The 26,622-nt window shown below is 67.0% G+C and carries 23 protein-coding genes and 2 pseudogenes; 17 read left to right on the plus strand and 8 right to left on the minus strand.

Features of this window, described 5'->3' with window-relative positions:
* Positions 1-183 precede the first annotated feature (183 nt).
* From IG74_RS0141805 to IG74_RS0141815, 3 genes and pseudogenes are all read right to left on the minus strand, one after another.
* Positions 184-1,119: pseudogene (locus tag IG74_RS0141805) on the minus strand (IS481 family transposase); the annotation flags it as partial.
* A gap of 326 nt (positions 1,120-1,445) precedes the next feature.
* Positions 1,446-1,868, minus strand: a complete 423-nt coding sequence (locus IG74_RS0141810) for a hypothetical protein (RefSeq protein WP_030688437.1) — start codon at positions 1,866-1,868, stop codon at positions 1,446-1,448.
* Complete coding sequence (locus tag IG74_RS0141815) at positions 1,865-3,748, minus strand: hypothetical protein (protein ID WP_030688441.1); 1,884 nt, start codon at positions 3,746-3,748, stop codon at positions 1,865-1,867. The genes IG74_RS0141810 and IG74_RS0141815 overlap by 4 nt, the downstream gene beginning before the upstream one ends.
* 723 nt (positions 3,749-4,471) lie before the next feature.
* Between IG74_RS0141815 and IG74_RS0141820 the strand changes: the two genes are divergently transcribed.
* On the plus strand, positions 4,472-5,227 hold the full coding sequence (locus IG74_RS0141820) for a DUF5131 family protein (protein WP_030688443.1): 756 nt from the start codon (positions 4,472-4,474) through the stop codon (positions 5,225-5,227).
* On the opposite strand, the gene tcmP is transcribed toward IG74_RS0141820, so the two are convergent.
* On the minus strand, positions 5,224-6,330 hold the full coding sequence (gene tcmP, locus IG74_RS0141825) for a three-Cys-motif partner protein TcmP (protein ID WP_030688446.1): 1,107 nt from the start codon (positions 6,328-6,330) through the stop codon (positions 5,224-5,226). The genes IG74_RS0141820 and tcmP overlap by 4 nt on opposite strands.
* A gap of 215 nt (positions 6,331-6,545) precedes the next feature.
* Between tcmP and IG74_RS0141830 the strand changes: the two genes are divergently transcribed.
* The 16 genes and pseudogenes from IG74_RS0141830 (at position 6,546) to IG74_RS0141895 (ending at position 22,506) form a co-directional block, all read left to right on the plus strand.
* Positions 6,546-8,372, plus strand: coding sequence for a hypothetical protein (locus IG74_RS0141830; protein ID WP_037827062.1), 1,827 nt, complete (start codon positions 6,546-6,548; stop codon positions 8,370-8,372).
* 258 nt (positions 8,373-8,630) lie between these two features.
* On the plus strand, positions 8,631-8,882 hold the full coding sequence (locus IG74_RS0141835; protein WP_037827064.1) for a hypothetical protein: 252 nt from the start codon (positions 8,631-8,633) through the stop codon (positions 8,880-8,882).
* A gap of 2 nt (positions 8,883-8,884) precedes the next feature.
* Positions 8,885-9,265 (plus strand): hypothetical protein, encoded by a 381-nt coding sequence (locus tag IG74_RS0141840; RefSeq protein WP_030688453.1) that lies wholly within the window; start codon positions 8,885-8,887, stop codon positions 9,263-9,265.
* Positions 9,262-9,456, plus strand: a complete 195-nt coding sequence (locus IG74_RS0141845; protein WP_030688455.1) for an FAD-binding protein — start codon at positions 9,262-9,264, stop codon at positions 9,454-9,456. The genes IG74_RS0141840 and IG74_RS0141845 overlap by 4 nt, the downstream gene beginning before the upstream one ends.
* A gap of 84 nt (positions 9,457-9,540) precedes the next feature.
* Positions 9,541-10,485, plus strand: coding sequence for an ATP-dependent DNA ligase (locus tag IG74_RS0141850; protein WP_030688459.1), 945 nt, complete (start codon positions 9,541-9,543; stop codon positions 10,483-10,485).
* 616 nt (positions 10,486-11,101) lie between these two features.
* Positions 11,102-11,441: pseudogene (locus IG74_RS53810) on the plus strand (hypothetical protein).
* Positions 11,442-12,079: 638 nt separating this feature from the next.
* A complete protein-coding gene (locus IG74_RS52965) occupies positions 12,080-12,409 on the plus strand; it encodes a hypothetical protein (RefSeq protein ID WP_199818970.1) in 330 nt (109 codons plus the stop codon).
* Positions 12,410-14,105: 1,696 nt separating this feature from the next.
* The gene (locus IG74_RS51580) at positions 14,106-14,408 is read left to right on the plus strand and encodes a helix-turn-helix domain-containing protein (protein WP_158858020.1); all 303 of its coding nucleotides are present in this window, start codon (positions 14,106-14,108) and stop codon (positions 14,406-14,408) included.
* A gap of 271 nt (positions 14,409-14,679) precedes the next feature.
* Positions 14,680-15,447, plus strand: coding sequence for an alpha/beta fold hydrolase (locus IG74_RS50275; RefSeq protein ID WP_267885637.1), 768 nt, complete (start codon positions 14,680-14,682; stop codon positions 15,445-15,447).
* 5 nt (positions 15,448-15,452) lie between these two features.
* The gene (locus IG74_RS52515) at positions 15,453-15,992 is read left to right on the plus strand and encodes a hypothetical protein (protein WP_158858024.1); all 540 of its coding nucleotides are present in this window, start codon (positions 15,453-15,455) and stop codon (positions 15,990-15,992) included.
* 96 nt (positions 15,993-16,088) lie between these two features.
* Complete coding sequence (locus IG74_RS52520) at positions 16,089-16,280, plus strand: hypothetical protein (protein WP_158858026.1); 192 nt, start codon at positions 16,089-16,091, stop codon at positions 16,278-16,280.
* Positions 16,281-16,676: 396 nt separating this feature from the next.
* A complete protein-coding gene (locus tag IG74_RS53815; protein ID WP_234334624.1) occupies positions 16,677-17,219 on the plus strand; it encodes a hypothetical protein in 543 nt (180 codons plus the stop codon).
* A gap of 121 nt (positions 17,220-17,340) precedes the next feature.
* Complete coding sequence (locus IG74_RS0141875) at positions 17,341-18,105, plus strand: class I SAM-dependent methyltransferase (protein ID WP_051856534.1); 765 nt, start codon at positions 17,341-17,343, stop codon at positions 18,103-18,105.
* A gap of 11 nt (positions 18,106-18,116) precedes the next feature.
* Positions 18,117-19,820: an ABC transporter ATP-binding protein gene (locus IG74_RS0141880; protein WP_234334625.1), complete on the plus strand. Its 1,704-nt coding sequence runs from the start codon at positions 18,117-18,119 to the stop codon at positions 19,818-19,820.
* Positions 19,817-21,280: a phytoene desaturase family protein gene (locus IG74_RS0141885; protein WP_030688472.1), complete on the plus strand. Its 1,464-nt coding sequence runs from the start codon at positions 19,817-19,819 to the stop codon at positions 21,278-21,280. The genes IG74_RS0141880 and IG74_RS0141885 overlap by 4 nt, the downstream gene beginning before the upstream one ends.
* A gap of 941 nt (positions 21,281-22,221) precedes the next feature.
* The gene (locus IG74_RS0141895) at positions 22,222-22,506 is read left to right on the plus strand and encodes a barstar family protein (protein WP_030688476.1); all 285 of its coding nucleotides are present in this window, start codon (positions 22,222-22,224) and stop codon (positions 22,504-22,506) included.
* A 711-nt stretch (positions 22,507-23,217) separates the two neighbouring features.
* Here IG74_RS0141895 and IG74_RS46780 read toward each other — a convergent pair.
* The 4 genes from IG74_RS46780 to IG74_RS52525 form a co-directional block, all read right to left on the minus strand.
* Positions 23,218-24,021 carry a nuclease-related domain-containing protein gene (locus IG74_RS46780; protein ID WP_234334626.1) on the minus strand — a complete coding sequence of 268 codons (804 nt, stop codon included), beginning with the start codon at positions 24,019-24,021 and terminating at the stop codon, positions 23,218-23,220.
* 342 nt (positions 24,022-24,363) lie between these two features.
* Complete coding sequence (locus tag IG74_RS46785) at positions 24,364-24,561, minus strand: hypothetical protein (protein ID WP_037827065.1); 198 nt, start codon at positions 24,559-24,561, stop codon at positions 24,364-24,366.
* A 457-nt stretch (positions 24,562-25,018) separates the two neighbouring features.
* Positions 25,019-25,930, minus strand: a complete 912-nt coding sequence (locus IG74_RS48380; protein WP_051856540.1) for a hypothetical protein — start codon at positions 25,928-25,930, stop codon at positions 25,019-25,021.
* On the minus strand, positions 25,914-26,622 hold a 709-nt coding region (locus tag IG74_RS52525), incomplete at its 5' end, for a hypothetical protein (protein ID WP_158858028.1). The genes IG74_RS48380 and IG74_RS52525, both read right to left, overlap by 17 nt.

The raw sequence follows: 26,622 nt of genomic DNA on the forward strand, positions 1-26,622 counted from the left end.
AACTCCACCGGATATGGAGACTTCCGTCCCACCAGGACACCCTTCCTCGGACCTACAAGATCCATTGTCAGAGTGTCCACACGACGGGAGTCACCTCAGCAGATCGGAGACGCTGAGTCCTGGTTCGTGCTCGGTCTCCGGCAGGTGGCCCCCGCGTTGCTGGCGCTCTGGCTGTTCGTTCTCAGGGCGGAAGGCCGAGGCGGGGGTGGCCATGTCGAGGGCTTGATGCGGCCGGCTGTGGTTATAACCGTGGACCCAGGCGTCGATGGCCGCCTGGGCGGTGGGCTGATCGGCGAACGGCCCGACATGGTCCAGCAGTTCCCGGCGAAGGGATTTGTGGAACCGTTCGATCTTGCCGGTCGTGGTGGGCGATCGAGGCTTGGTGAGACGAGCGGTGATGCCGTTCTCCCGGCAGATCCGCTCGAAGAGCACCTCGGCCGGCACGGGCTTGGTGAACCGGCCGGTGAACTGCTTACCGTTGTCCGTCAGCACCTCCGACGGCACTCCATAGGACCGCATCGCTTCAGCGAAGGCCGCACTCACAGCCAGGCCGGAGGGCTCGGCCACCACCTTCGCGATCACGATGAACCGGGAATGGTCGTCGATGCCGGTGACGAGCTTGCACTCACGGCCACCCTCGAGGAAGACACCGCTCATGATGTCCAGCTGCCACAGCTGCATCGGAGCGTCACGCTGCCAGCGGCGATAGACGCGCCGGTGATTCTGCGCCTGTCGGTCAACCAGCCCGTTGCGGGTCAGGACGCGATGGACGGTGGACCGGCCCGGCACCGGTGTCACCCCGCGCCGCTGCAGTTCGTGGACGATGCGACGAGCTCCCCAGCGCGGATGTGCCCGACGCAGTTCGCAGACCAGGGCCTCAATCTCGGACGCCACCTGATGAGGCGAGACATGTGGACGCCGTGACTTGTCGACCAGACCGGCGAGGCCTTCGGCGTGATACCGCTCCAACCACGAGTAGATCGACTGGCGTGACGCCCCGAAACGACGCGCGACCTCCGCAACCGCGGCCCCCTCCAGGACCTGCAGCACGGCGCGATACCGATGCTCGGCCATCCATCGATAGTCATCCGGCGGCTCAGGGCCTGGCAGTTCCCCCATGCCCAGTACAACGAGCAAGCCCCGTCCAGGATGTGCCAGTACCGTCCAACAAGTCGCAGGACCGTCCAGCATCAACCAGGGACGTCCTGTCCAAGAACTCGTGGGCTGGGCGTCGGCGCCGATCGCGTCGGCCAGGGTCGTCACGCCGGCCAGTCTGCCCTCAAATGACCATGGATAGATCCGATCCGTCGGTATGGAGCCGCCCTCGGCTGACCCGTGCCTGATCCGGCCAAGCAGTTCATCCATCACATCGACCTGTGACCGCAGAAGGCGAAGGCCCCCACCGCTTCCGCGGTGGGGGCCTTCCCTGTGCCCTCTTCCTCCAGTTACTCGGAGGCCCTGCGCGAGGCAGGTCGCCGGGGAGCGCCAAGGGTGGGGAGCCGCTTGGTGTCGAGCGGCCGCAGGACCGTTCCGATCCGACCCTCGATCCTGCGAACCAGATCTTCCTCGGTGCCCGGTGCCAGCGGGACCACCATCAGGCGGGTCCACTGAGCGGCGCGTCCGCGCAGTACGTGCTCTTGAACGCGGTCACCGATCGACCCCTCGCGGACCGCGCTCCCGGTGTAGCGGATGACGTTCTCGAAGTCGGCGGCGATGTAGACGCCTGTCGAGAACTCGTTCCAAGCCCCACCCTCGGTGATCTGCAGGACCGTCGAGGCAGCCGGGACACGCCGCAGCAGCACGGAGCCAGCGAGATCGCACGCGGTGCCGTAGTTCTCCGGGGTGAGCGTGTACGCGGCGCGCTTCATCGGGCGTCACCGCTCTCGTCCAGGTCGGCCCGCATCCGGTCGGCCCGGCGCCGCGCGCCTCGCCATTCCGAAACGAGGTCAGTGATCTCGACGAGCGTGTCCCGCACGTTGGAGTTGCTGAATCCCAACGTGTCCACCAGCGCCACGCCGTCCTCGCCGGTCACGTGGCCGACGGCCTGGGCTGCGGCGAGGAGGTCGTCGAGGCGCTCCTGGAAGTCCTTGAGCGCCGCGGCGAGTCGGTCTTCGGGGGTCTCGTGCGTGATGCCTTCCCCCTCGGACAGGTCGGCGAGTTCGCGCAGCCGCCCGGCGGTGAGGATCTCGGCGGCCGCGATGAGCGTGTCCTGCGGCATGGCGCCGTCGGCCAGCTCCTGCGGGTCCCGTCCGGCCCGGCCGTCCAGCACAACCTGGCACAGCTGGCGCAGACCGACGTCGGACTTGGCCAGCTGCCGCATGATCTGCTGGGGCTCGGCGTTGCTGCCGCGGCCGCCGAACTCGGAACGGGTCAGCAGCTGGGTGCGGCCCCCGACCAGGTGGTAGCTGGCAAGCGCGGCGAGCTCGGCGGTGGCGGGACCAGCGGCGTCACCGGCCTGTACGAGTTCGCGGAGCGCCTCGGCCAGCAGGTCGAGCGGGTGGCCGCACGTCAGCTCGACGCCGCGCAGGACCGACCAGCGCCAGGCCCGGTCGAGCGCGGATCGCAGGGCCGTGAGCCGCTTGTCCGCAGGGAAGCCCCGCAGGGCGACCTCGGCAGCCAGCTGGGTGCGCTCCTCCAGCTTGGGCTTCGCGCCCGTGAGGTCGGCGATCGCGTCGTTGACCGCGCGGGCCTGGCGCTTGTTCGGGTGGGGGTTGAGAGTCCCGCAGGCCAGAACAGCGACCTGGTCGGGGAGGAGGCCGTGCTTGCGGTCCGTGCCGTCGAGGATGTCCCGGACGCTTTCGGCGGTCATCCCGGAGGGAATGATCAGCAGGCCGCGTTCGTAGAGGTTGTCCACCGCAGCGTTCGCCTTGGCGTTCAGAGTGGTGGCAGTGGAGAAGGTCATGGGCGGCGCCATGTGCAGGTGCGCCACGAACCGCCGGCGCGCCCGGTCGAACCCCCGCGGGGCCGAGTAGCCGATGATCACCCGGGCGTTGGGCATGATCGAGCAGCGGACCATGCGGGCCTGGTCGTCCGTGACGATGTCGCTTACAGCCCACTCCACAAGGTCACGGAGCAGCATTTTCGCGCGACGGCTGCCGGGCCGCAGGTTCCAGGCGGCGTCCTTGAACGTGATGCCGAGGCCCTGGTGGCTGGCGACGGTACGGCCGAAGGCGTCCGTGGACTCCAGTCGGGTCACCGTGCCGAGGTCCGTGGTCAGCCGGACGGCGCTCAGCCATCCCGGCGTTTCGATACCGCGGTCCAGGATGGAGCCGATGTGCGGGTTGTTGTTCACCATGTCGGTGATCCGCGGGGCCATCGCGTCGATCATCTTGTCAGCCGAGTCCATCTCGAAGGTGAGCAGCGCCTCGCCCTCGACGGCTCCGAATCGAGGCATGGGGATCGTGCCGCGGGCGCGCTCGTCCTCGAACCGGATGTTGTCCGGCGACGGCAGGATGCGCCAGGTCACGACGTCGAACTCGATGTACGTGAACTCCTCGGAGCCGAAGCGCTGAATCTTCGGCGAGCGCAGCGCCCGGCGAAGCTGCTGCTGGTCGGCGGCGGCGGCGGCCAGCACCTCGGCCATCTCGGGGCTCAGCCCGATCGCAACACCTGCGGCGACGCTCTTGTCGATCACCGCCTGCGAGGCGGGCGGACGCAGACGCGCACCGATGAGTCGGTGATCGACAATGTCCGACTCGGTGGAGAAGGGGAGCGGCGGCTCAGCCGCCGAAGTGGGTATGTGGGACACGGGAGTCTCTTCCTCAGCCTCTCGATCTGCTCGCCGATATGGCGGCAGAGGGCGAGGGCTGGGACCTGACTTCGGCACCGTGCCCCCACCTGCCCTCCCGGCGCGGGTGGCCGTCCAGGGTTGTGGCGCGCCACCACCCAACTCACGGTCCTTTCAGGGCACTCGCCGGCTAATGACGAGTGTTGCCTTGGTACGACCTGGCTACCTGGCTGGCAACCTTCGTACTGGAAAAGTGAACTGACGATGATGCAACTGGCCGAGAAGCGTAGCACCAAGTGGGTCGTGTCGAACAACGTTGCCGTCAGGGTCAGTTCCATGGCCTCGACCGTGGTCGACTCGCTCCGGAGGAGCTGTGCTACCGGACCAACGGACTCCGCTCCTGTGATCGCGAGCACCTCTTCATGCTTGCTCAACAACCGATCGTTTTATGAGGATCGGCCGACGATCACCGAGAGGGGCTCCACAGCCCTCAACAACTCCCTCAAAAACCCTGGTCCGGGCCGCGAGGGCGCGGTGCGCTGGCGCTGTCGCGGTGTGGCTGGTTTGTGCCGAGAAACCTTCACAGAAGTGGGTACGTATGTTCGAGTTAGGTGATGGGGCCACGCCTGCGGGCGGCGCCTGGTTGGATGCCGATGTCCGTTGCTCTGGTGGCTCGTTGGGCATGAGTCGCGTCGGTGCCGCGCCTGTGGCAGGGCCCGGTTGGCGGGGATGGAGGGCCGGGCGGTGAGTGATCGCAGTGCGATCGAGTGGACCGAGGCGACGTGGAATCCGACCACGGGATGCGACCGCGTCTCGGCGGGCTGCGACAACTGCTACGCGCTGACGCTGGCGAAGCGGCTGAAGGCGATGGGCTCGGCGAAGTACCAGAACGACGGTGACCCGCGCACGTCCGGGCCAGGATTCGGCCTGACGCTGCACCCGGAGGCGCTCGCCGTGCCGTACGGGTGGAGGAGCCCGCGCACCGTGTTCGTGAACTCCATGAGCGACCTGTTCCACGCCCGGGTGCCGCTCGTTTACGTGCGCCGGGTGTTCGAGGTGATGGCGGGCACTCCGCAGCACACCTACCAGGTGCTCACCAAGCGGGCGCGCCGGCTTCGTCAGGTCGCTGACCGGCTGGAGTGGCCGGCGAATCTGTGGATGGGCGTGTCGGTGGAGAGCGCGAAGGAGCTGTCGCGCGTGGATGACCTGCGGCAGGTGCCGGCGGCGGTGAAGTTCTTGTCGTGCGAGCCGCTGCTCGGCCCGCTGGACGGGCTGGAACTCACGGCGATCGACTGGGTCATCGCCGGAGGGGAGTCCGGCCCTGGGCACCGGCCGCTCGAGGAGGCGTGGGTGACGCAGATCCGTGACACCTGCCAGTCCGCTGGGGTGGCGTTCTTCTTCAAGCAGTGGGGCGGCCGTACTCCGAAAGCCGGCGGCCGCGAGCTGGACGGCCGTACCTGGGACGACATGCCTCAGCAGCTGGTGCTTCCCGCGCGCTAGGAGGCTTCGTCGGCGACGTCCTCGGGGGCGTAGAAGCGCACGGTGCACCCTTCCGGCCAGGAGGTGCGCGCGCGGACCGGGTCGACGCGGAACGCCAGGCCCTGTGCGGCGAGGTTGTCCAGGACCTGGCGCAGGTGCTTGTCCATGTGGTTCAGCCGGGCTGCCTGGCTGGAGAGCGTCTCCCACCGCTGGGCGGTGCCGGCGTGGGCGCGCAGTGCGACATCCAGCCGGTCCACGACTGAGGCCTCGTCGAACAGCGACAGGGCGCCTGCGGTCTCGGCGGAGGCGCCCTGGCCGCTGTAGTGGTCCAGTTTCCAGGTCACGGGGGCCCAGCACTTCAGGCCTGCTTCGCTGTGGGTGGCCAGGACCAGGTGGTACCGGGCGCTCTGGCTGCTGACCTTGATGCCGAAGCTGCCGGTGAACAGGCCCTGCTCCGTCAAGCCCTGCTGGTAGGCCGTGGCGAAGGCCTCTCTGCGGCCGCGCCGCTCGAGTACGGCGGATGTCCAGTGGGTGCCACCGAAGTAGGGGGTCATGGTCTTGTCGTAGCCCTCGCGCTGGCAGAAGCGGTGCAGCTCGTTCGTGAAGAGGGTGAACAGCACCTCGTCACGTGGTCCGGCGAGGCACTGCCTGATCAGCGAGAAGGGTGCGCTCTTCAGGTCGAACGGGTCGATCAGCCACAGTACGGGCGTCTCGGCGCGGCCGCGGTGGGCGAGCGCGGACAGCCGGGGCTGCTGTTCGGCGAAGACACCGGGCGGCTGCACACTGATGTTCAGCTGCGGTGACGGGGGCAGCTTGGCGAACTGCTGCCGCAGTTCCTCCACCCGGTCGGGCCGCTCCTCGAGACAGACCAGGTTGAGCTTGTTGAAGCGCCGGTGCGCCGCGTGCTCGAGGAAGGTCTTGGCAACCACGACGGGGGAGCCGGGCGGACCGTCGGAGTAGACGCCCGGTCCCGCGAAGGCGTCGACGATGGTGGCCTCCGGGAACTTCTGGAGGATCTTGCCCATCCAGCACTGCAGGTAGTGCCGGTACACGAGGTGTTTCACCTGGGTGTGCGGATCGCTCTTCCAAACGGTCCGCTCCCGCAGCTCGTCGACTCTCCGCATGGTTCCCTCCCCTGGCCCCACACCGATCGAGCACACCCAGCGTGACCGCAGAAGGACTTGTTGTCTATAACACCAAGTCAGCCAACCTCAGCCCGAAGGCGTCAGCGCCCTCGTGACAAGCCGGAGCCGTAGCTTGCCTCGACGGGCGCGTCGGCCGTCTGTGGGGCCAACGCCGTGGGTGGCACGATGAGTTGGAACGGCTGGAGGGGGATGGTGTGCAGGCTGATAAGCGGCAGATCCAGACGGCGGTCCTGGGCAGCGCGGATTCTGAGGAGCCGCTTGTGCTGCCGTTGGAAGCCATCGAGCTGGGGGCCTTCCGGCAGCGACATGAAGGCGACACCTTCTGGTGCGGAATCCTGCTCGGCGGCTGCGGGCTGCAGCTGACCACCAAGCTGTATACCGACCGGGTCTGCCATTTCGCGCACCATCCCGGCCCTGACGGGCACCTCCATGTGTGCGGCCGTCGGGCGCGCGGCATCTCCAGTGCCGACCACCTGTATGTGAAGGCCGCTGCCGCCGCGTGGCTGCACCGCCGTTGCGAGCAGGCCGGCTTTGAGTTCGCCCGGCCGGAGGGGGCGCCGATCGGCTCGGTCGTGGACATCCAGCTCCCACGCCGGGGGCGCCGTCTGCGCGTGCACCTGGACCAGGTGGTGCCCCCGGTGTGGGACGGCCCGAGCGAGCCGGTGCTGGGTCTGTCCGTCCCCGTCGACCGCAGCACCCTCATTCAGCGTTGGTACGTGCACCGCATCCGCCTGGACAGCCAGGGCACGGCGCGGCATGTCCGTATCGGCACTGAGGCTTTCGCCCGGCCCACCGAGTGGTTCACGCTGGACGAGTGCGAGATGACCGAGCGTGGCCTGTCGACTCCGGCGGTTGAGCGGATCATCCGTTCGCGCAGTACGCCCCCGCCGACCCGCCGGGCCTTGGGCAATGGCAGGAAGGCGCCGGACTCGCGGGCCCAGGCTCAGGCCCTCCTGCGCCGTCTTGGGGAGGCCCGCACCGTCGGGGCCGTGGTCGTGGTGAACAGGGTGAGCAGCACCCTCACCGCCATGGACGGTGTGGACCAGGGGACTCGTACGCAGATCGACGCCGCCCTTGAAGATGCGAAGGTCTGGCTGGAGGAGCAGGCCGAACTGCGCCGGCAGATGTTCTCCCGCCTGGGCGACGCGGTATCCGAGGGAAACGCTCAGGAGGCCGGCGGGCTCCTGGTCCGTGTGAACGCGATCGCAGCCCATGACCGCACCGATGCTGAGAACCAAACCGCGGGAGCAGCAGCGGAGTTCCTTGCCGCGCTGGTCAGGGAGCAGGAAGAAGCTGCCCGGAAGCTGAACGCCGAAGCTGAGGCCGAGGCCGAGGCCCGCCGGAGGAAGGTCCGAAAGAAGATGGATGCAGCGCAGCAGGTGCGAGTGAGCCTGCGTGCCCTGCGCCGCCAGCGCCGCTCTATGCCCCAGGCGGACAAGCGCCGCCTGGTCGCCGAGCTCGCTGAGGTGGCCTCAGTGGCTGGTGATCAGCTCACGCCCAGCGAGACAAGCCAGATCAACACCTGGAAGGCGCGCGTGGAACGCGAGCGGGCGCCCGCCCCCGAACGCGTCCTCCCAGTGCAGCGGCAGCCCGACCAGGTGCGGCCGCCGAAGGCCCGCAAGGACGGACGGTCGCAGCCGGGCAAGAAGGATGAGCCCCAGCTGCACCACCAGGTGGCACGCAAGGACTGGTACCGAGGGAAGTGCCCGCGATGCCACGCCGGACCGGGGAAAGCCTGTGCCAACGACGACCGCGTCGGACCGGGCAAGACGCGGCAGGTCCCCCACGACGAACGCCTGCTCCGGATCCTGCGAACCCGCAAGACCAAACCCCAGCCTCCTGCGCCACGCAGGGAACGGCGGGGAGAGCAGTACGGCGGCTCTCCGGCGCGTACCTGGCACGCGATGGACGTCACCTGCCCAAAGTGCAATGCCTCACCCAAGGCCCGGTGTACGCCCCACGGCACGCACCACGAACGGGTGGAATGGGCGAGGGAATTCACCCGAAAGCTCTGGGGCTGACCCGCCCAGCGACCGCCCAGGACCTCGACAAGTTTGCTGGCACCCGCGTGGTGCGCAACGGACTGGTGACCATCGACCGGGTCACGGACTGGCTGGTTGGCCGGGTCAATACGGAGAGGGCATCTGCGTGACCCCGTTGCCAGGTGGATGCTTACCTGCTGGTGGCGGGACGAAGGCCCGGCCGGGGTTCCGCCTGGGCAGGGGGCATTTCACAGGAGGAGTATTCGTGGCGGTACCTGTGGGTGGATACTCGGGGGTATGAGCGACACGACGATGAAGGTCGACTCCGCGACCCGGGATCGGTTCGCTGCCGTCGCCGCGGCGCGCGGGCAGAGCATGCGTGCCTACCTGGCGCAGTTGGCCATAGAGGAAGAGAACCAGGTCAAGCTGAACAAGGCGACGCTGGTGTTCCGCGAGGTCACCGGGAAGCCCGGCATAGCCGAGGCGTTCGATGCGGCGTTTCCCGAGGACGCCCCGGGCCCCCGGGGCACCGCCGGGCGGGCGGCCTGACGTTGGAGCTGCACATCGACATCCGGTGGCTCCTGGATCGTCAGGAAGAGCTGCTCGGCAAGGACCTCGGGGTGCGGGACTACTCGGCCCTGGTGGCTGCGGTGGCGCGTCACAAGGTGAACACTCCGCAGCTGGAGATGGGCGAGCCGGATGTGTACTGGCGTGCGGCGGCGCTGCTGGAGCAGCTGGTGCTGTTGCGTCCGTTGCCGGCCCGCAACGCGTTCTTCGCGTACGGGGTGGCGGTGGCGTACATCCGGTCATCCGGGAAGGACGTGGATGATGCCTTCGGGCCGTGGGAGACGTTGATCCGGGATATCCGATCGCTGCGGCTGACGGTGTATGACGTCGCAGACCGGCTGCGTTCGATGCGGCCGAGGCGATGACCGGCTTCGACTTGATCGTGGTGGGGGCAGGCCCGGCCGGGGTGTCGGCAGCGGTGATGGCGTCGAGTCTTCGGATGCGCACGGTGGTCGTCGAGGCCGAGCAGGTCGGGGCGAAGCTCCGGTCGATCGACGCGCTGCAGAAGCGATTGGCCAGCACATCACCCTTGGGGGGTCAGACGCACAGGCGCTGATGCCAGCCGTCTGTCGTTGGACCGTCAGGGGGAGAGGCAAGCGGTCTGTGAGTGGCGTGCGGTCGGTCCGGTCAGGGCTGGGGCATGGCTGTCTTGCCGCGGATCGCTCCTATGCTCGCCTCGCCGGGCTTCCTCCCGCCTGCACGTTCTGATCATCTGTGGGCTGCGGAGACGAAGTACGACGGGCAGCGCGTGATCGCCTACCTGCCCGGGGACGGCTCGGTGCTGTTGCGCTCCCGCTCGGGTGCCGACATCACCGCCGCCTATCCCGAACTCCATAGCCTCGGCCGGAGCGTGGAGGGGCCGGCGATTGTGGACGGGGAGGTCGTGGCCCTCGATGAGGAGGGCCGGCCGGACTTCGCGCGCCTGCAGCCTCGGATGGGCCTGGTCGGCTCCCCGGTGCGCGCAGCCCGCCTCGCCGCTCAGGAGCCCGCCCACCTGGTGCTGTTCCTGGACGGGCAGCTGCTGACGGGCCAGGCCTACAGCACACGCCGCCACCACCTGACGCAGGTGGTGGCACCCGGCCCGCACTGGTCGGTGCCGGCGTCCGTGGCCGGGCACAGCCGCCGGGCCCTGGAGCTGGCCCGCACCCGGCAGCTGGAGGGCATCGTCCTCAAACGCCTGGACTCGATCTACGAGCCGGGGACGCGCTCCCGTGCCTGGATCAAAATTCGTAACCTGCGCACCGTGGACGCGGTCATCGGTGGCTGGGTGCCGGGCCAGGGTCGGCTGAGCGCCCTGCCCGGCGCGGTCCTGCTGGGCGAGCCCCACGACGGTGTGCTGCGTTACCTGGGCAGCGTGGGCACCGGCTGGAATGAGCACGAACACACCCAGCTGAACGATCTGCTGACCATCGCCGCAGATGACGTATGCCCCTTCTCGCCGCCTCCGCCGGTGCGCGGCGCCCGCTGGGTCCTCCCACGCCTGGTGGCGGAGATTCGCTACACCACCCGCACACGAGCCGGCCTGCTGCGCCAGCCGGTCTGGCACCGGCTGCGCCTTGACCTCGCACCGGGCGACGAGTCCTGACGCCGGCGATAAGGAGGGCCGGGATTCTTCGGGCCCCTGCTCATCCGGTGTGTTCTCAGCCGCCGTGCGGGAGCAGACGGCTGTTCGGCCAGGGGCTCGACGGCGGTGATGGGCTCGGCGGTCCAGCCGGACTGAGGCGTGAGGTGTACCGGGTTCCGCGGGGGAGGACCTTCACCCGTGCTGTGCAGAAGCCTCGGTCAGGGATGACCTGTTTGTCAGCGGGAGCCTGCGTCGCCATACCGGGATTCAACGAGTCGGCTCACCTCGCCGGTCTCGGCTCAACGGATGGACTTGAGACCGTGCCGCACGCGTGGGTTCCCGCGTCGGTCGGCGGAACGCCAGCCCCTCACCAGCGTGATCCTGGAGTTCGTCGCGAGCCCGCCCACCTTCATCTGCATCACGGGAGTCCTGTTCGCGAATCATTCTGGCCGGTCCTCGGCAGTGGAGCAGCGGGGGGACGTCTTCCATTGTGCGGCCGGGCGTTCATGGTGCCCGCGCTGATGGCCGAGCAGGCGCGGGCCGCGCTGAAGGCGTGGAACGGCTACGCGCCCACCCCTGCTGAGGAGCAGGGCCTGGACAGCGAGCTGGACCGCCGCCTGGCCCAGGCGGCCGTGCGGTGAGCGACGTCGTGCGCATCGTCCTGGACGACACCGCGATGGCCGCGGCCGGCCGGGGCAACGTGCTCGCCTCGCGCCTCCTCCACCGCGCCCACGCCCAGGCCGGCTGGTACCTGTACGCCCCCGCGTGCGCGCTCGTGGAAGCCGACCGGGACCGGGCCGGCACAGCGGAACACCTGGCCGCACTGTTTGGCATTACCGTGCTCGTCTCTGGGCGGCGGCGCACTGCCAGTACGCCGCCCAGCCGTCTTCGGCCCGCCCAGACGGCGCGATCATCACCACCACCGCACCAGAGCAGTGGATCGGGAGCCGGTCCGTGTCCTGGACCTGACGCCCTGACCGAGCCGACCGCTCCCGGCGAAGCAGCCCGCCGTCGACGGGCCAGCCGTGCGCGTTCGCCGTCGTGCTCCATGGCCCGATGGCCGGGCCGCGCCTGGAACGTGTCGGCCGCTGGCGGCAGCGTGCTGGACCAGTAGCCGGACATCACAGGATCTTGCGTGAAAGGTTCCCTGGATCGGCGTGTGTTCACCGGGATCAAGGGCCCCGAGTCCCACGCGTAGGTGCTCACTCCTTTGGGGGCGCGCCAGTGAACCGAGGGACGTCGAGGCTGTGAAACGTTCGGCGTAACTCAGGATCCAGGAAGAGGCGCTCATGCGGCGAACCGCGTCCATCGTCATGACTTGCACTGCTCTGGCGCTCACCGTCATCGGTGCGACACCGTCCATCGCAGATCCAGGGCCAATCTCGGAGGCGGACTGCCGCGCCAAGAACGGTGTGGTGGACGACATCCAGGGGACCTACTACTGCGTAGCCGTCCACGGGGTCATCGAGGGGGCCGAGTAAGAGGAACGGCCCTCGTAACCGGCACGCCAGGCAGGGGGCAGCAGTGTGCGGGGCCTGGCCGTCGGCCCCGCCCTCCCCCGGGGGGGCGGTTCCCGAAGCCACCAGTCGCTGCGCCGGACGCTCCGCAGGCACGGGTGAAAGCGCACGAGTGGGACCTGTACCGCGCCCGGCAGGCCGTCGCAGCTCAGGCCCGTGCCGAAGCCGCGGCCGCGCAGCCCGAGGACCAGGTCCCGGCTGCGGCGGTGGCCCCGGTCGTGCGGCTCGCGCCCCGGCTGGCCTCCGTCACCCCGGCCCCGGAGGTCGTGGACGTCGATGACGGCCAGGAGCTGGTCCTCGAGGACCTGACCCGCGAGCAGGTGCTCGACTGGCGCACCCGCGCCCGGACATCGCGGTGTCGGGGTAGCGGCCGGGCGGGTGCAGCACGATGGCGAGGACGGCGCCGTACGCCTCGTCCAGGCCGATGAGGGAGACGACCAGGACGTCGCGGCCGTCGGGCAGGGTCCAGATCTCCCCGCGCTTGATCTCCGAGGTCACAGACTGTCGCCCTCGCCCGCCAGGTCATGGCCCAGACCGAGCGCGGCGAGCTGCTGCGCGGCGTCCAGGGTCGCGGCGCGGCGGGCGGCGCGGACCACGTACGCGTTCACGCTCAGGCCGGCCGCCTTCGCGGCCTGCCGGATGGAGGGGGCGAGCTCGTCGGGGATAGCGCGTACCCAGGGGTCGCGTACTGGGCGTCGTGACTCGGCTCGTTCTCACCGGCTGGGGAAGGAGGCTGCGGCCGGGACGGCGCGCGCGAATGGAGCCTGTGCCGGAGACGGCAGGCCGCCGCAGCTCAGGTTTCGCGGCCGCGCAGCTGGAGGACGGCGTCCCAGGCGCAGCGGTGGATACGGTCGTACTGCCGCTCCCCGCCCGGGCGTCCTCGCCTCGGCCCCGGAGCAGGAGCCCGTGGACGTCGTCGTCGACGTCGATCGGGAGCTGCTACTGGAGGACTCGTCCCGCGAGGTCAGTTGCTATGGCGGTCGGTGTGATTTCCGGTCATGAGAGAGAGGAGTGGGGCAAGGGTTGTGACGTGTTCTCGGTGCACCTCGTAGTGACCGCGAGAGGGGGTTGTGAGCCAGTTGGCGTGTACCAGGAGGCGAAGGTGGTGGTAGAGCTGCCCGGTGGTGCCCATGTCGTCGTGGGCGGAGAGTTCACTGGTTTTGTGAGTCCCTTCCAGGCATGCCCGCAGGATCCTCAGGCGTACCGGGTGAGCGAGGGCACTCAGGCGTGTGCTGAGTGTTGTTAAGTCAGCATCTGCCAGGGCTGATCTGGCCAGTTGGTGGGGCTCTGCTGCAGTTGGCGTCTCGTGCTCCGGGGGCGGCGTTGTGCAGGCTGGCATGCTGCTCAGTTGTTGTTGCAGCGCGGAGAGGTGCTGTTCCAGTAGTTCGACGCGCTGGGTCAATGTCGGTTCTGGAGCGGCTTCAGTCACATCCTCATCGTAGTGCGGGTGTGGATCATGGGTTTTACTCCCGGCACGAGGGCCGCCGTGCCGTTCTTCTTGGCCCGCTGCGAGGCGAAGCTGGCGAGCCCTGGCAAGAGCCGGTGGAAGCCCTCCCTGAGTGGGGGGGGAGGGACACGGTGCTCGGCAGGTACGTGAGCGTTGGGGGCGGCGTGCGCCCGGTGGACCATGCGAGCGTGCGGTAGTCCGCCCGCGGCTGCTGGCCTTTGACCGTCTGTACGGGCATCCCGGTGGTGGTTGGGGAACTTGAACAGTCGGGCTGCCGCTCGCGCGGTGCTGGCCTGCCGCGAAGCACGTGGCCTTTCGGCTATCGGCGGCGATTGGCTGCTGGCAGTGGCATGGAGTCGGCGTTGCGGTCGGGTGCCCGAGGCAAAGAGGTGAGTCTGCGAGCGCTTCAGGCCGGTCTTCTGGCTGCCATCGTGGCCTAGCTCACGGCGGGTGGGCTGCTGCACTGACATGAGCGGAGCGATTCCTTCCGCACGAGGTGACCTGCTAACCGAGTGTGGCAGCACCTGCGTGAGGCGTGATCACAGCCCTGGATTGGCGGAGATCATTCTGGACAGTCCCGGTGCCAGTCCGATGAGGTAAAGCTGACCACATCTGCTACTGCAAACATCAGATGATGAGGGGGGAGAGGGGCCGTGGGACGTCCTCCAGCACTTCCAGTGGATGCGAAGCTTTCACTCGTTATCAAGGTGATCTCCGGAGAGGAAACCGCTGTAGAGGCAGCCAAGAGGGCGGGGGTATCTGTGCAGGCTGTATCGAACTGGAAGCGCCGTTTTATGGAAGGGGCGCGGCTCGGTCTGGAAGGTGAGCCGGTGCTGCGTGATGCTGCCCGAGAGGAGGCCTTGAGTGATGAGAACCGTGCCCTTAAAAGGGCGCTGGGGGAGCTCTATATGGAAACTCGCCGCCTCAAGGCAAGGTGGCGTGACCGTGTGATCAGCAGTGATGACCGTGAAGCGGCCTAGAAGATTCAACTAACTCCATTCTTGACTCCGCTGCCCCATGGTACGAATGTCCCACGACGATGCATTCGAAAGTCGGGGGCACATGCACACCATAGAACGTCAGGTTGTAGCCGGTCTCGGGGCGCTAACTGTAGTTGGTGCGCTGGGAGGGAGTCTGGTTCGGATGGCGGGGGCTCGGGAACGAGCCCGCCGCAGCACTACATATCGACGCTCGGACGGCAGCGTGATCGAGGTTGAGGTTCACTTACCTGCGGATGCGCAATCGGCAGTCATGTTTGAGAACGGCCTGGGAATGGCGCACGAGTGCTGGGACTGGGTTTCCAGTAGTCTTCCCGGGGGGGTAGCGTACGTTCGTTACAACAGGCCCGGCTACGGAGTGAGCAGGTCAGCCTCCCCTCCGACTCTCGATGAGCATATTTCGCTTCTCAGTGAGCTTCGCTCCGAGTACGTTTCTAGTTTGCCGGTCACGCTTGTCGGGCACTCCTTGGGCGGATACTTGGCTGCCGCATATGCAGCTTCGTGCGGCGCGGACGACTCCATTGAACGAGTCGTGCTCGTGGATGCAACAAATATCGATTCGCTGCATGCGGCCCGCGATTTGGACTTCTATCCATGGGTGCGCCAGTCCCTCATCATGGAGGCGGTATGGTCGGCCATCGGACTTGCCGCTCTGGCTCCGGTACGAGATGCTCCAGGGTTCCGGCCAGAAATAGAAAAGTCCCTTCAGGATTTCTCTGTGCAGCCCGGGACCTGGCTCACTTCCTTTCGCGAGTTCTGCGCCGCCGCGAAATATCCCTCGCTGCAGCCGCTCAACTTGCCGCTTGATGTTGTGTCGGCCCATAACAACCTGCGAGCTGCTGACCATGATGCCGACCAGCTCGGGCTTCTCAAGCTGTCCGACCGTTCCAGGCATCACATCATTGGGGATGCGGAGCATCTGAGTGTGCTGTCGATACCCGCGCATGCTCGGCATGTCTCGCAGATCATCATGGGGGATCGTCAGGCCGTGCTGGATGCATCGGAAATCGGAGAACGGTGAGAGGCGTGCAGCAGAAGAGAGTGGCACTGGTCACGGCGGGACTGGCCGGATGGCTGGTCCTTACGGCGGCCGGGCAGCTTCCTGACCACCGCTTTGACGCGCTGCTGCAGCGCGGCCGGTGGCGCATACCCGTTCCGAACTGGCGGTTCTTCGGCCCGAACCCGGGTGTTACCAATACGCATCTGCTCTACCGCGACTTCTGCGCCAACAGGCCCAGTATCTGGCGAGATCTTGAAGTAGGGGAAGACAGGCCGTGGTACGGACTGGTGTGGAACCCCCGAAACCGGGCCCCGAAGTCAATATTTGACGCCTCGCAGCGCACGATCGTGGCGATATCGAGCCACGATACAGGACAGCGCGTCACGGATACATCGGACTATATCTTTCTGTCGCGTTACGTGCAGCGTCATGCCCCACATGAGCCAGGAGCATCGGAAACCCAGTTCCTGCTGGTGGAATCCAAGGCGCTGGACACCAGCAACGAGCAGATTACACCGGCCTTTGCCTCCGAAAGGCTGCCCTTGCCCGAATTTTCAGAGCGATAGTTCTTCGGCCGGAAGCCGTGTAGTCAACTCTCTGGGGTTGACTACACGGCGTCCAGCCGAACGGCTGGAGCTTTACAGGATGATGAGGAGAAGCTCTTGAGTAATGTTGCCGACTACATCAACAGCAACGACAAGATCACGCAGGGTCTTCAGGTCGCTTTGCGTCCTGAGACGAACGGCCCGGTCATGATCACCCCGATTGCAGCTGTCGCCGCCGGAGCCGGTGTCGTCGCTACGGCCAGGGTTGGTCAGCACGTTGCTCGCTACGTCGCGCACCGCGATCACTGAGCTGACTAGGTGACCTAGGGAGGCACGGTGTGCTGCCGATAGGCGCACCGTGCCTCCGTGGCCAAGGTTGCATAAACCCTGGAAAAAGAGGATACGACTGCAGTGTTTCAGAGTGTTAGGCCCGAGATTGTTTCCCGGCGAATAGCATCCTTGGGGACTTTGGTTTCATCTGTCGAAATCCTTACTCAGGTGAAAAGGTTCAAACGGGATGAACTCCTGGCTTCGCAGATAGCAGCTGGACACCCCAATTTCGCGCGCCGGTTCCCAAGGCTGGTGCATGCATTGGACTCCAGAGCGGCAGCTGTTGCCACCTACGGGATCCAGGCAGCTGCTTCCGCGGCGACTCTGATCTGGCCGCGGAGTCGGGCCGTTCAGATGTGGGGTGGCGCCGTACTCGTGGCGGCCGGCGGCTTTGATCGCATACGGAGTCCGTATGGAGCAGATGGAGCCGACCAACTGCAACAGGTCATCAATGTGACTCTCTCAGCCACAGCCACTTTCACCGATGCTCGTGAAAGACGCGAAGTCGCGATGCGTGCTCTGGCGCTGGAGACGACCATCTCGTACGTTGCTTCAGGCGTCGTCAAGGCTGTTTCTCCGGTATGGCTTAAAGGTGAAGCATTCGCTGGAATTATCGGCACGCAAGCATACGGGGACAAGCGCCTCTTTGCCCTGGTTACCAAGTATCCCTTAGTCGGTCGCATTATTTCGTGGGGAACGATCGTCGCAGAGGTTGGATTCCCGCTGGTATTCATTTTGCCGAAGCCGGCGGCTCGCGCCTATCTCGGCTTGATGGCAGCCTTTCATCTTGGGATCGGGCAGTTCATGGGACTCAACAGGTTCGTTCTCGCCTTCGGTGCGACCCATCCTGCGCTTCTCTATGTCATCGATCAGCGTTCCTTATCCGCGGCGGATCGAAAGTCTCTCACGATGAATTAGGTCACATTTCTGGGAATGCCCAAGGATTACTGCTGGTGCACATGACCAGGTCTCATGTAAACCTGCCAGGCCGAGATCGTGATACGCCCTATGTGATGATACTTAAGCGGGAGGGATTCTGGTGGCAAGCGTGGTGCGGGACATCGGCTACGGGCGAGAGTTTCAAGGATGGTATGATCGGCTCTTCCCTGATGACACCCTGACTGCACTGACAGTCGAAACTCTGGTTTCCCTGCTACCTGGGGCCGGTGGAGGGGCATTAGAATTAGGGGCAGGTACTGGCCGTGTTGCCATCCCCCTGTCCCGGTTCACTCCAGTAGTCGCTGTCGACTCCTCAAAGGAAATGATCCAGGCTCTTGACGTTTCGATCTCAAAGCATGGGGCGAATGTGCAGAGCATGTGGGCAGACATGCGCGACTACGCGGATGACGAGCAGTACGCAATCGTGTACTGCATTTGCGGATCTCTATCTCTACTGCTTGAAGTCGAGGAGCAGCAGGAAGCGATGAATCGTGCGGCGGCCCGGCTCGCGCCCGGTGGGCTGCTCGTGGTCGAGACCTACAATAGACCGGCAATTCTCGCGATGCATGGCGATTTGCCGCGCACCACATACTTCACGAAGTACCCGGAGCCCGGTACCGGAGTTCAGACCCACTCAACGCTTGTTCCCGGAAGCGACCTTTGGGAGTGCGCGCACATCTGGTTCGACAAGGACGGCACTTCACGTGTCGGGCACGAGATATCACGCCTTATCTCTCCTGAAGATGTCGACGCCTACGCGGCGAACTGCGGGCTTTCCGTCGTGGCGCACTGGGCGGACTGGAATCAGACGCCGTACCACGAGCAGTCGGGCACCTACGTCTGCGTCTATCAGCGTGCCGCATGAAACTCAGTGACATGACCCGGGACAACTGGGCGCTGCTCAGTTTCGGGATGGTGCTCGGCCTGGCAGGAACGGCTTCCACCCTTGTCCAGCCGCTCTTCATAGGCGACCTGATCGAGGCGGTCGGGGCCGACGATCCCGTGGTGTGGCCGATCGTGTTCCTCGCCGCTCTGTTCACGATCGACGCGTTGCTCGCCGTCGGACACTTCTACCTCATTGGCCGTGCTGGGGAGAACATTGTCTTCAGCATGCGCACGACACTCATCGGCCGCCTCCTGCACGCTGAGGTCGGAGCGTTCAACAGGCTAGAGCACGGCGATATTTTCACCCGCACAGTGGCTGACACATCCGTTGCACGCATCGCTATGTCCACCTCCGTCGCCGAGATGATCACAGCCGGTTTCACCACGGCCGGCTGTGTCGCGGTCATGGCTTGGATCGACTGGAGGCTGCTGCTGGCCGCCGTGGGGTGTCTCGGGATCGCCTCCGTGATCGCGTTGCGCCTGGCTCGGGCCGTCCGCAGCGCAGCAGTGACCAACCGGCAAGACACCAGCGCCCTCGGCTCCGGGCTGCTGCGCGCGCTCAGCGCCCTGACCACCGTCAAGGCCTCCCGCGCCGAGGCGCGCGAAGCCGACCGCCTTTGCGAACTCGCCGATGCCACACGCATCAGCGGCCTCCGCGTCACCCGTCTGTCATCGATGCTGACACCCGCGATGAACGTGGGCACCCAGGTATCCCTCGCTGTAGTCATCACCTGGGGCATGGCGCGCGTCGCCACCGGGACGCTGCCCATCGAGGACCTCACCGCGTTCATCATGTACCTCTTCTACCTGGTGTCCCCGATGGTGACGCTGTTCATGGCGCTGGGAGAGTTCCAGCAGGGCCGGGCCGCCATCGACCGGGTCAAAGAGCTGGCCGCCATCCAGCAGGAGCCCACTGCAAGCACCGGTGGCACCGCCCGCATCACCGGAGCTCCAGCCATCGAATTCGATGAAGTCACCTTCACCTACCCTGACTCCGCCGTTCCGGCAATCAGCCAGATGTCCTTCAGCCTGCCCACCACGGGCGTCACGGCGATTGTCGGCCCGTCCGGTGCGGGCAAGACCACCTTGTTCCAGCTCATCGAACGCTTCCACCATCCCGGCCAGGGCACGATCCGCATCGCCGGCACCGACACTGACGCCATGGGCCTGCCCGAACTTCGCTCTTACATCGGCCTGGTAGAACAGGACACTCCACTGATGCGGGGGACAGTCTGGGAAAACCTCACCTACGCCTGCCCCGACCCATCCCCCGATGACGTCACCGAGGCACTCAAGGCAGCGCACCTCACCGAGGTCATCGACAAGCTGCCGCACGGCCTGGACAGCGACCTCGGCGAAGGCGGTGCCGGATTGTCCGGGGGCCAGCGGCAGCGCCTGGCCATTGCCCGCGCTCTGCTCGCCCGCCCCGCCGTTCTGCTGCTCGACGAGGCCACCTCACACCTCGACTCCGACTCCGAGGCAGCCTTGCGCGAGGCCCTCACCGTCCTCGGAACCCGCTGCCAAGTCCTTACCATCGCTCATCGCATCTCCACCGCCCTCGGCGCCAGCCACATCCTGGTCGTCGAGGACGGACGACTGCGCGCCAGGGGCACCCACGCCGAGTTGATGGAAAGCGACGCCACCTACCAGCGGCTGGTCACACAACAACTCACCCCCGCCGGAGCCGGAACATGACCGATGCCGCGATCGTCGGCACCGGCCCCAACGGGCTGGCTGCCGCGGTGACCCTCGCCCGGGCCGGCCTGGAGGTGTCCCTCTTCGAATCCGCCGACACCATCGGCGGAGGCCTGCGCACCACAACACTGTTCGACAAGGACATCGCGCACGACATCTGCGCCGCCGTCCACCCGATGGCTGCCGCATCGACCTTCTTCCGGCAGTTCGACCTGCCCGCGCGGGGAGTTCGTCTCCTGCAGCCGGGCATGCCGTACGCCCATCCGCTGCCCGACGGTTCGGCGACCGCGGTCTGGCGCAGCATCGACCGCACTGCGGACCACCTCGGCATGGACGGGCCCCGGTGGGCCCGTCTCATGGCTCCGCTGGTCCACCGCACCACCGAGGTCGTCGACCTGCTCCTGTCTTCCCAGCGTGCCCTGCCGCGCAGCCCGGCCGCCCCCTTGTTGCTGGCGCCGCGAGTGCTGGCCCACTCCACGAGGTGCACTCCCTTCGCCACCGAGCGAGCACAGGCCCTGCTGACCGGGGTCGCCGCACACGCCGTAGGCAAGCTGCCCTCGATACCCTCAGCCGCTGTCGCCCTGCTGCTCGGCCATCTCGCGCACAGCAGCGGCTGGCCCCTGCCCGAGGGAGGTAGCGCCCGTATCGCTGACGCCATGGCCGCCGATATCACCGCACACGGCGGGGTCATCCACACCGGACACCACATCAAAGACCTGGCGGAGCTCAGCGGCATTCCCCTCGTCATGCTGGATGTCGGCCCCCGGGCCCTGTTACGCATGGCCGGGCCGCGGCATCCGTTGCCTCCCCGCTACCGCAACGCCTTGATGTCCTATGCGTATGGTCCAGGAGCTGCCAAGGCCGACTTCCTCGTCAACGCTCCGATTCCCTGGACCAACCCCCTCATCGGCAAGGCTGGCACCGTCCACCTGGGCGGGACACGCTCAGACATCCTCCGCCAGGAGGCTGCCACCGCGTCCGGACGCCCAGGGGATGCGCCCTTTGTCCTGGTCGTCGACCCGGCGGTCACCGATCCGTCCCGAACCTCAGGCGGCAAGCGCCCCATCTGGGCCTACGCCCATGTCCCTCATGGCGATACACGCGACCCCGTCAACCTGATTCGGGAGCGCATTGAAGAGTATGCGCCGGGCTTCACCGACACGGTTGTCTCCAGCCGGGGCCTCTCAGCCACCCAGTACGAGGAGTACAACCCGAGTTACGTCGGAGGCGACATCTCCGCCGGAGCATTGACGCTACGTCAGTCGCTGGCCCGGCCCACCCTTCGCTGGGATCCCTACACCACACCGCTGCCCGGCGTGTACCTGTGCTCGGCATCCACCCCGCCCGGCCCCTCTGTCCACGGCATGTGCGGATATCTCGCCGCGCTCTCCGCACTCCGCCGCCACCACGCTGTACGAACTCCACCCGTCCTGTCCCCGAAAGAGAAGGAGACCACCTGATGCATGTACGCCACTGGGCCACTACCGCCCTCGCAGTCACTGGCCTCGTAGTGACACTCACAACCCCGGCCACGGCAGACGACGCCACAGCACGCCGCACAGTCAAGTGGTCGGCCACACATCAGACCTCGGCTGCAAGCGGTGAACGGTGGATCGAATCCGGGAGCACGCCGAGCAGTCCAGAGCTCGTTCTCAGCGGCACTCTGTCCAACACTGGTAGCGCCTGCTACTCATTGTGGACGAGGTTCAGGTTCGACCGCACCCCGGGGCCAGTCCGGAAACACGCTGAGATATGCGGACGCAGTAGGGTCGAAGTCAAGATGAATCAGGCATATCAGTTCATCACCAGCGGCTATGTCGCAGTCTGCGAGGGCACAGAGAACCCCGACAACTGCGGCCCGTGGGAGAACATCACCTCGTGGCCGGTCAACCACAGCTGAGCGGGCGTCCATCCCCTGCCTCCGGCCCTCTCGACCTCTGCTGTAGAACAGTGTGGTGCGGACGCGGCGCCCGGGTGAACACGGCCCAAGGCGATGACGATGGCCCTTCTGCGGTGAGCATTCCGCAGACGGTGCGTCCGGCATCCTTTGCGCCCGTCTTCTCCTGGGCGCCTGGGGAATTGCGCTGAGGATGAGCTCTCCTCACCATGGCGGTCGACGCCACATGGGCCGCGCGGACGCCGAGCGGCTCTGGGTCCCCGGGCTGGTGCGCCGTGCTCCGCGGTTGGTGAGCAGCGCCTGCGGCTCGCTGATGATGTACGGGCGTCGGTAGGGGTCCAAGATGCCCGAGACGACCGCCCTCAGAGAGCAGTCGGCCGTCGACGGCCTGGAGCTGTCCGGGACCGACCTCGCGCGGGTCGCGCTCCACCAGGCCCGCGCGAGGCGGCCGGGGAGCGCGGACAGAGCAAAGCTCGTGCCCCGCACCGCCGCTGGACCCGGGGCATGCAGGGCGACGGCCGGAAGGCCTCTGGGTTCGGCCGCCGCCGTGCAATCGGTGAGGTCATCAACGAACCCGGCGGATACTTCGGCCGGAACCTTGACGCTCTGGACGACTGCCTGTGCGGCGGGTGGGGAGCCACTGCTCCATTCACCTTGCACTGGGATTCCTCGGCCGAGGCTCGGGAACGGTTGGTAGAGCGCGTGCCCGCCGGTGACCGCGAGCTTGTGCTGTTCGACCTCCTCCTGGAGATCTTCGAGGAACGGGGCGTGAACGTCATCCTTCGGTGACGGCTGGTCGCTTCCGGGCATTGGGCTGGGAAAGGTCATTCGGACTCCTGGAGACGGCGGCGTGCGGGGACGCCGAGGTGAACGGCCGGTCGCTGGGCTCGGCGTTGGCTCTCGTCGCGCTTCGCGCGGAGGAAATTGAGGGTGAGGTCGATGCCCTCGATCTCACCCGGGCTTCACCTGAAGCTCGCGACGTCTCTGTGGCGATCGCCCTCCAGGGCGGCCGAAGCTCGCAATCAGTAGGTGCCGGAGGCTTCCCGCGCGGCCGCGCTGCGCTGCGCCCGGCACGGAGGCACTGCCGGAGGTGGCCGGGGCGTGGAGGACCTCGAGGGCGACGTCGGCAGCGGCTGATGGTGGACGACACATCGCCGGTGACCGTGGTGGTCGACGCCATGGGCCGCGCCGCCGCGGAGCGGCTCTGCGGCCCCGGATGCGCTTTGCTGGGGTCATGGAGCCCTTCCCGGTTCCCGGGGGTCCGCTCCCTCGCCAGTCTGTGGCGCAGCGTCGAGGCGAGCGGGCCCTGTCATCAATGCTGGTGGGCCCCGGACATGCCGATGGCCCTTCGTGTTCCGCGCAGACGTCTCCATTTGCGCGGCACACGAAGGGCCATCTCGTCTCCAACCGCGAATTCTGTCAGCCGGTTCCGACACGGCCACAGCAGGTCGCTACACGAAATTTGAACCCTCTGACTGTCTCGACGTCGGCGACCGCCGCCTACAGCCTGCGCGGCACGCAGTCGGTCGCAGTGAGGAGGGGGACGGCGCGTGCGGTCAGGTGCCGTGCGGGGGCAGCTGCTGCTCGGCCAGCTGCGCGAGGGCCGTGACGCGGGCGGCGTCCCCAGCCCGATTGCGGGGCCAAGCCCTGGAGCATGGTGCGCAGCTTCTTCGCCTCGATGACGGTGACGCCGTGCAGTTCGGTGCACCCACGAGGGGCGGGCACGCGCGCGCCGTGCACGGCCAGGACCGGGCGGACCGGTACCCCCAGCACCTTCGCGGCCTGCTCCGCCTCCCACACCACGGTGCTGAGGGCCTTGGTCTGGTCGTACTGGCCGTAGCGCAACAGGGAGCCGTTGATGGTGAGGCGGGAGCGCTTGGAGCGCCAGTTCTTGCTGTCGACCAGGGCCATGCCGAAGGCGCCGACGACCAAGTGGTCGAGGTTGGCGCGGGAGCGGGATATGGCCCGGTCGTGCAGGACGGCATAGCCGCGGCGGGTGAGCGGGGCCAGCAGCCGGGCGGTCGCCACCTCCTCGCCGGCCGCGCCGGATGCCCAGCTGTTGGGCGCGCGGCGGTAGGTCCGGCGGATGCCGTAGGCGAGGACAGCCGCGGCGGCGACGGCGCCCGCCGGCCACCCGAGCAGTGTGGCGGCGGCTGCGCCGATGACGGCGGCGCCCGCGGCGGTCAGCGGCAGCGTGAGCTTCGCGCGGCGGTGCTGCTGGAGGCGCTCGGCGGTGCGGGCTAACTCCCCGATCCGGCGCGCGCTGGCCCCCGCTGCGCTGGTTCGGCGTCCAGTGATAGCCATGCCCCCCTTCCCTGTCCGGCTGTTGCTGACTGTACTGGGGCGGTAGCGCTGCGCACTTACAGCGCGTCAGGGGCCCCGGTGCCGGGCCGGGCGGTCAGCGGCTACGCCGGAACGGGTCGGGGAGCTGGCCGCGCAGGATGTCGTGGACGATCACGGCGACCTCCTGGGCGCCCTCGGCGGTGATTGAGTCGTGGATGACCGCCAAGTCCCTGACCCTGGATCGGGCGGAGCGAGGTGCTCCCTCGTCGGTCGGGCGCGCGAGCAACTGACGGCAGGTCCTCGCGCTCCGCCGTGTCCTGCGACGCGAACGCAAGGACCTCGGACGCGCGGACCTGTTGTGTTTCAGAGGTGGTGCTGGAGCCAGTAGAAGAGGATGCCGACCAGGCCGGCGCCCAGGCCGTAGGAGAGGCCGCGCAGGAGGTGGAGGGCTGCGTAGCGGCGTCGGCGGCGCAGCCATCGGCGGATGCGGGTGGTTCGGGTGGGTGGGGGTTTGTCGAGGGAGGCGATGGCCGTCTGTGTGGTCGCGGGCGTACGCTGCATTGCGGTGAGTCCTTTCTGGAGGGCTGTGCCGGGTTGAGGAGCCTGTCGGCGGTCGGTGGCCTGGAGACCGGAGACCGCCGGGGGCTCTTCGCTATTTCGGGCTGGTCAGGGCTGCTGGGCGAAGTACTGCAGCCGGGAGGCGATCTCCCGTTGCACCCTGAGTCACGTCGCTATCACTGGTGCCGAGTTGACGATGTGAGTGATTGGATAATCGCTGGGTGGAACGACGCTCGGCGGAACGGCCCCTTCCGCTGCTCGGCTCACGGCCAACAGGGCCGGTGTCTTCTCGGCAGGCGTGACCGCCGAGACCGTGCGTAAAGGTGGAGTGCTGGCAGCGACTTCTGACTTCCTGCAGCGGCGCTTCGAGGAGGCCGAGCAGCTGCCTGAGTACCGCTGGACGCTGGAGGGACGCCTCTATGGGTTTCGTCAACCTGTGGGGCGGTTGGGGGCGAGATGTCTACCAGACGTCGACGTCGGGTCCGTACGCGACCACGCTCCAGGGAGTTCTGCTGCGTGTACGAGGGACGGGGCTCCGATGGGCTGGCCTTCTGCGAGGGAGGGGGGGCACTTCGGGGCGTGTGGGTTTCGGGCGGGGTGTGGTCAAGTCCCGGATGCGGTTGTGGAAGCCCTCCTCGAGGAGAGGGAGCTCGATGTCGGGGTCGATGCTGAACCGCACGGTGATGGCGATGTAGTCCATGACGGCGGCGACTGCCGAAGGGAAGATACGCACCCCGCCGTGGTTGCTGAGCTTGAGGATGCTCAGCAACCGCAGGGTGGTGGCAACGCTGAGCGTCTCCGTAGCACCGGGCCATTCCAAGTGCATGAGCGTGTGTGATTCGGGCTGTGTGTCCTGGTCGGCAGGTTCCTTGCCTGGGTGGAGCTTCAGTGTCTGGGAGGGGTGAGGGATGGGCGGCGCGGCTTCGGGTGTCTGCCGCTGCCACCAGGCGGCGTCGTGGTGCTCGCCGAGGGCTAGATGGTGCAAGTACAGGCAGTAGGCGGCCGTGGTGGCGTCGTCGTCTCCTGCGCCAGCGGCGTACTGCCACCAGAAGCGGGCAGCCTCATCGGCGCGGTTGAGCCGCAGGACGCAGGCCAGGACGAGACCACCGGATGGGGTGGGCAGGCGGTTGCTGAGTGCGCTGAGAAGCGTGGTGAGCGCAGGGCCGGTGACTACGGCCTCGCAGAGGGAGCGCAGATCTCGGGCAGCGGCCGTTGCCAGTCGCTCGCGATCTTGGTCTGGGTCGGAGAACGCGCGGCCGCTAGCGGGCTCTGGAGAGGGGCAACCGGTCGGTAGGGACTCGGCTTCGGGCGTCGTGGTGGTGTGATCGATGAGCAGAGCGCGGGTAAGCAGGTCGTCAAGTGCTGAGATCACCGCAGTGTCCCTCCTGGTTGGTCGGTGCGGAGAGATAGGCCGTCATGTGCTGTTTGGCGTGCCGTTCGGCCGCGCGGACGGTGGCGGCTTGCAGGCCCATCGCTCCGGCGGCGTCGTGCTCGGTTAGGTCGCGCAGATGCAGCAGGACCATGACGTCGAGCTGGATGGGCGACAGGCGGCGCAGCGCGTCGAACAACGTGAGGGTCTTGCACAGGTGCCCGACCGGGTCCACTGTCCGGGACAGGCTCAGAGCGTGGGTGTCAAACGCGGATTCAGCCAGTGAGGGGTAGCCGCCGATGTGGGGGGTGTGCTCGAGTACGCTGCGGCGCAGCTGTTCCCATGCATACCGCTCCAGTTTCGGGCTGCACAGGGCCTCGTCCCAGACGATCAGTAAGATCAGAAGTGCTTCGTCAACGGCGCGCTTCGCCTTCTGGGGAACCCGAACGAACGTGCCCGCGTATGCGTCGTAGATCGTGTGATGCTTGCGAATGAACGCGGCGTAGTCAGGGGGCTCGTGATGGCTGGACAGGCCATCTCCCGCTCTCGCCAGACAATCAGTGATCCAGACGTTGCTCTTCCGCGTTTCCTGAGCTCCTACTGATCTTTTCGTAAGTTCGGTGGGTGTTGTGGGTGGATGGTCAGGCCGGTGTGGGTGAGGAAGGACCAGGGCAGTTGCGGGTTGCGGTTGATGC

Origin of the sequence: Streptomyces sp. NRRL B-1347, assembly GCF_000720325.1 — a bacterium.
Classification (GTDB): Bacteria; Actinomycetota; Actinomycetes; order Streptomycetales; family Streptomycetaceae; genus Streptomyces.